General features: G+C 66.4%; 4 protein-coding genes and 1 pseudogene. 3 read left to right on the top strand and 2 right to left on the bottom strand.

The features are described 5' to 3' along the window. Window positions 1-58: 58 nt before the first annotated feature. The gene (locus ACFOW4_RS01335) at window positions 59-1,240 is read right to left on the bottom strand and encodes a low temperature requirement protein A (RefSeq protein ID WP_377523693.1); all 1,182 of its coding nucleotides are present in this window, start codon (window positions 1,238-1,240) and stop codon (window positions 59-61) included. Between the two features lie 350 nt (window positions 1,241-1,590). On the opposite strand from ACFOW4_RS01335, the gene ACFOW4_RS01330 reads away from it, so the two are divergent. Next, on the top strand, window positions 1,591-2,289 hold the full coding sequence (locus tag ACFOW4_RS01330; RefSeq protein WP_377523691.1) for an HAD family hydrolase: 699 nt from the start codon (window positions 1,591-1,593) through the stop codon (window positions 2,287-2,289). Window positions 2,290-2,722: 433 nt separating this feature from the next. On the opposite strand, the gene ACFOW4_RS01325 is transcribed toward ACFOW4_RS01330, so the two are convergent. Next, a complete protein-coding gene (locus tag ACFOW4_RS01325) occupies window positions 2,723-3,085 on the bottom strand; it encodes a GNAT family N-acetyltransferase (protein ID WP_377523690.1) in 363 nt (120 codons plus the stop codon). Between the two features lie 851 nt (window positions 3,086-3,936). Here ACFOW4_RS01325 and ACFOW4_RS01320 point away from each other — a divergent pair. Together ACFOW4_RS01320 and msrA are read left to right on the top strand one after the other, a co-directional pair. Continuing rightward, a pseudogene (locus ACFOW4_RS01320) lies at window positions 3,937-4,215 on the top strand (peptide-methionine (R)-S-oxide reductase); the annotation flags it as partial. Window positions 4,216-4,224: 9 nt separating this feature from the next. Continuing rightward, window positions 4,225-4,731, top strand: a complete 507-nt coding sequence (gene msrA / locus ACFOW4_RS01315; RefSeq protein ID WP_377523688.1) for a peptide-methionine (S)-S-oxide reductase MsrA — start codon at window positions 4,225-4,227, stop codon at window positions 4,729-4,731. The last annotated feature ends 559 nt before the right edge of the window (window positions 4,732-5,290 follow it).

Below are 5,290 nucleotides of genomic sequence, written 5' to 3'. Positions count from 1 at the left end.
ACACGGCGAGGATCCACAACACCCACCGCAAACCCGGTGAACGTTAGTGGACACCGCACTAGCTGGGTGGTGACGGCGGCTCGGGCGGGCGTCCACGGGCGCGGGCTGCGTCGGATATGGCGATCCCGGTTAGGACAACGGCAGGGGCGGTGGCGACCAGCAGTGGCGGAAGGGCGAGCATCGCCGGTGTCAGGGCGCCCAGGACAAGCACGCCGATCGATCGGGACCGGGACACGCGGCCGAACACGGCGTACTCGAAGTGGGCGCGTCCGGCCACGTACAACGCGGGTCCGCCGAGTATGACGGCGATCCAGGCCGGTGGGGTGTGCCCGAGTGGATGGGCGAGGACGAGTTCGGCGCCGACGGCGGCAACGACCACGCCGGCCACCATCACCAGGTGGGCGTACGACGCCGATCGGGCGAGGCGGGCCGGTTCGGTAGACGCGGCAATCGCTCCCTCCAGGACCTCCCCAGCGCGGTATATGTAGATCCGCCACAGCAGCACGGTGGTCGCGATCGACACTCCGAACGCTGCGGTTTTATCAGGCGCGAAGCCGCTGTTGCTCAACGCCAGTCCGGTAACCAGGATCAGCTCGCCGAGCGCGATGATGAAGAGCTGCCGGTAGCGCTCGGACAGGTGCTCGTCCGAGATCACAAGGTCTTGGCTGGGCGTACGGCCCGCCGCCGGGGTGGGGAAGCCGCGTGAGCCTGCCGTGTGGTCGAGGACCACCGCGAGTGCCCACAACGCGTCACGCGCCGTACCGTGCACGAGCGCCCCCGCGATCCACGGCAGCGCCGACAGACCGTACCAGAACAGCCCGCGCACGGCGTGGCGCTGCAGCTCGTGGCCACGAAAGATGACCGCGAGGACGAGCCCGCGGCCGAGTTGGACGGCGACGTAGGCTCCCGCGAAGATCAGGCCTGTGTCGCCGAATGCCTCGGGCAGCGCGGCCGCCATCACCAGGCTGCCGACCATGGTCGCGATGACCAGTGCCTGGATTGCCGGTTGTCGGGTGTTCGTCCGGTCGGTTATCCACGCGGTGCTGGACCAGACCCACCACATGGCCAGCAACAGCACCAGCGTCCGGAAGGCACCGCTCCACCCGAGATCCTCGACCAGTCCGCGTGAGAGCTGAGCGAGCGCGACGACGAACACCAGGTCGAAGAAGAGTTCCAGGAACGTAGCCCGCTGCGGATCCCCGGCTCTCCGCAGCAGCTTGGCCGCTCTGCTCGTCTTCATCGGGTCGCCCGTTCTGCCAGCTCTGCTCCAGGTTTGGGAGCATTCTGACATGCGGCAGCGGTGGCAACTGCGGACGTGCTGCCGTGGCCTGGAATCGAGCGGCCGGCGTTAGACGGACGGGCGATGGGAGTGGCCGGCGAGTTCCTTCCATCCATCGCCGCTGGATGAGCTCGGCGACCTGACCCTGGCGTAGGGCTCGTGCCACAGGCGGCGGAGTGTCACGCAGGTCCTGATGACGTGGCGGGCCGGGCAGCGGCCTGCTCCCCAGACGGGTGGGTCGATGGCAGCCGGGATGGCAAGCAAGGTGGCAGCGGTGGCGATCTCAGTAGGATGCTGAGATGTCTCGGCCAGTGATCTTCGATCTCTTCCATACCCTGATCCATGGTGCCGACGAGGAGCGTGACCGGGTAGTCGGCGAGATGGCGGTCATGGTCGGGGTGGCTCCGGCCGAGCTGGTCGCCGCGTACCACGCCACCTGGCGGGACCGGCTGGTCCGGTGGGACGTGGAGGAGACCATCCGCATCCTCGCCGGACGCCTCGGCGGCACACCGACCAACGAACAGGTGACACGGGCCGGTGCGCATCGGCGAGCCCTTGGACGCCGGGTGCTGGACACCGTCTCGACCGCCACCCTGGACGTGCTCGACGCGCTACGCGGCGACGGGCATCCGCTGGCCCTCATCAGCAACGCCACCTCGGACACTGCCGAGGCATGGCCGCAGAGTCCGCTCGCCCGCCGGTTCGATGTCGCGATCTTCTCCTGCGATGTCGGGCTGGCCAAGCCAGATCCGGCGATTTATCACCTTGCTGCCGAGCGCTTGGGCGTTGGGCCGGCGGAGTGCGTATTTGTTGGCGACGGCGCAGACGGTGAGCTGGCCGGGGCGGCAGCGGTCGGTATGACCGTCTTCCGGACCACGGAGCACAACGACACCGACCCCAGCTGGGGCGGGCCGGCTTTCGCTTTCCTGGGCGACCTGCCCGCCATATTCCGAGAGCCGTTCAAGGTCATGGAGCCATCGGGGGCACACACGGGGCACAAGACAGCGTGAAACGTCGGCGACCAGCGACCAATGACGTGCGCCAGGACGGGACGTGACCAGCGTGCCGATTAGGCTGCTGCAGGTCACGGGAGGGCGCATCCAAGTTCCGCTGCATCGTCTGGCGCTGGGCCGGCTCAAGCAACCTGGTACATCTCGTCATTGCATGCCCGGGTATCGGAGCGGGAGCGGAGATCGGGTCGACGCCACGCAAGGTAGGCCAGCCACCCGCAGGAGCGGATACCGGCCAGCGTACCGTCACACCTCCGACGACGTGATCTTCACTGCCTGATCCGTGTAGCGGGTGATACACGTTCAGTTGCGGCTATCGCGCGCTGCGGTTGATCTCCCAGAATGCTGCGGAGGAACTAGGCCACGGCGCGACAACGTCGTGAGGCCGCGATAGGGCTTGTCCGAGGGGTCTCCGGCGCTCGGCCCGGTAGTCTCAGCTACCGGCCATCGCCCGCTCGGCAGCAGCACGATCGGAGTAGCCGGGGTGTCGGGCGTCGATCAAATCGACATAGGTGGTCGTCCGCGAGAGGTAGTCGACCACAAAGGGGCAGATTGCAGTGATCGTGCCCTCGCGGGCACGGATCTCGTCGAGTACTCGCCGCACCATCGCGCCCGCCACGCCCTGGTGTTGATGACTCGACTCGACCTCGGTGTGCCGGAGGGCGTACCGGTTGGGCTTCAGGTGGGTGTAGTAGAGCCAGCCGACTAGCTCGCTGTCGCGGTAGAGCTCAAAGCGGCCATGATCGAGGCTGTCGATCAGCTCCTCGGCTACCTGTGGCTGTCCTTCATTGGTCATCGGCTCACCCCTTCGAACGTGTACTTACGCCGCGCGATCAGACGGGCCCCGTTTTGGACCATGAGGTCCAAGTATGGCACTTGACTGCTCGCCATGCACCGGCCGAGTGCCGGCGCTTTGGACAGGTGGTCCGTCCGTGCGCTTGGCGAGAACTGATCGAGGCCACCGACCGAAGACGAACAAGGCGAGAAAGAGAACATGAGCGATCACCGGCACCGTTGAGGTGCGCAAGGACGAGACCAATATGAGTGCGGCAGATAGTACGAGGAGACCGGCGCAAGCGGACAGGGCCGCGGGGATGTCGCGGGTGGAGAGGCCCAAGTGCCTCGAGATTGGCCGTTGTTGTCACACCTTCTGATGGGGGAGCTAGCAGGTGGGTTCAGGGCAAGTGGGAGTGACCCTGGGTTGCACCCGGTGCTCGGGGTCGATGAGGTCGGCGTACTCGGGGTTGTGCTCGATGAAGGTGCGCACGATCGGGCACATGATCGGTGACCGTCTGCCTTGCACACGCACGTCGTCCAGGACGCCTCGGATCAGCTTGGTCGGGTTGAAGGGGGCGATGGCGTCGTCGAGGGCCGCGACGGTGTCGCTCGCGACGAACGCGGATGATCGTCATCCCAGTCGGACGCCCCGAACCTAGTCGGGGTATAACTGGTCTGCCGAGTCCAGTCTGAGGTCAAGCAGGTGCTACAGTGGGGGCGAGACAACTGCGTTCAACTGCCATAACTGGGTACCCTGGCAGGCCGCTTGCGGTAATCATCCACGGACCTTTTGGTCCTTCCAATGGAGGGCCTGCGGGGATGCAGCCGGCCCGTAGGGTGTCTGTACATTTGCCACGACAGCAACTCTCCGGCTGGCCGAGCTTCACGAAGCCGATCGCCACGACGAACATCATCGAGTGCGAGAACTCCAGCCACGGGATGCTCCGGACTGAGGCCCGCTCGCTGCACGGGAACAGCCACCTCGGCCACGTCTTCAACGACGGTCCGCCCGACAAGGGTGGACTGCGTTACTGCATCAACTCCGCGTCGTTGCGGTTCATCCACGTCAACGACCTAGAGGACGCAGGCTACGGCGAATACCGCAGCCTGCTCACGAGTGACACCAACACTGAAACCGACGACAAGTAAGGAGGCGACGTGACCACCGAAAGGGCAATCCTCGCCGGCGGCTGTTTCTGGGGCATGGAGGAGCTGTTCCGCCACCAGCCCGGCGTCGTGTCCACGCGCGTCGGCTACAGCGGCGGCGACGTGCCGAACGCCACCTACCGCAACCACGGCACCCACGCGGAGTCCATCGAGGTCGTCTACGACCCCGAGAAGACCGACTTCCGTGCGCTGCTCGAGTTCTTCTTCCAGGTCCACGACCCCTCGACCAGGAACCGCCAGGGCAACGACATCGGCACCAGCTACCGCTCGGCGATCTTCTACACCAGCGACGAGCAGAAGCGGGTCGCCGAGGACACGATCGCCGACGTTGACGCCTCGGGCCTGTGGCCCGGCAAGGTCGTCACCGAGGTCACCGCGGCAGGCGACTTCTGGCAGGCCGAGCCCGAGCACCAGAACTACCTGCAGACCTACCCCAACGGTTACACCTGCCACTTCCCCCGCCCCGGATGGAAGCTCCCGAAGCGGGCGACAGCCTGACACCCACGGCGCGCGGACCCCGGTCCGCGCGCCCACCCGGGCCGAGGTGTCAGTTGACAGCATGAGCGATGCCGTGCCGCGCCGTGGCATCGAGAGCGCGACCAGGGGTGCCCTGAAGATCATTCCAGCCGTTCAGTACGGCCGGGCGGTGGACAGGACGCGATGAATGTCCGGACCGCCACCCAGCTGCGTCTGGATGGCCTCCAGGGCAGGCCGCGACGCAAGAGGGATGTCTTCGTCCGCCGGGAGTGGGATACGCCGACCTTGTTGTGTCCTGCCCGGACCAGGACCAGCTGCGGGTGATGCGTGCGACGTGCAAGTCAACGAGCGTTGACACGCGCTGACCTCCGGCGCACTGCTCACGACGCATCGCTGAGCAGCTCCTGAGCGGTAGCGCCGGCACAGCGAGGACCGAAGTCCGGGCACTGCTGACGAACTACCTCAACAACGTGAACCTGACCGACGTCGACATCCCGGCCCCCGACCTCGCCTGAGCGCTTACCAAACTTCGCGAGAACAGCGGCCTGAGCGGTCGAGCCCTCGCCCTGATCGCCCCCCC

The sequence above is a fragment of the Micromonospora sp. GCM10011542 genome (assembly GCF_042650685.1).
GTDB lineage: Bacteria > Actinomycetota > Actinomycetes > Mycobacteriales > Micromonosporaceae > Micromonospora.
Note: the sequence above shows the minus strand (reverse complement) of the source record. Positions and strands in the feature narration are given on the sequence as shown.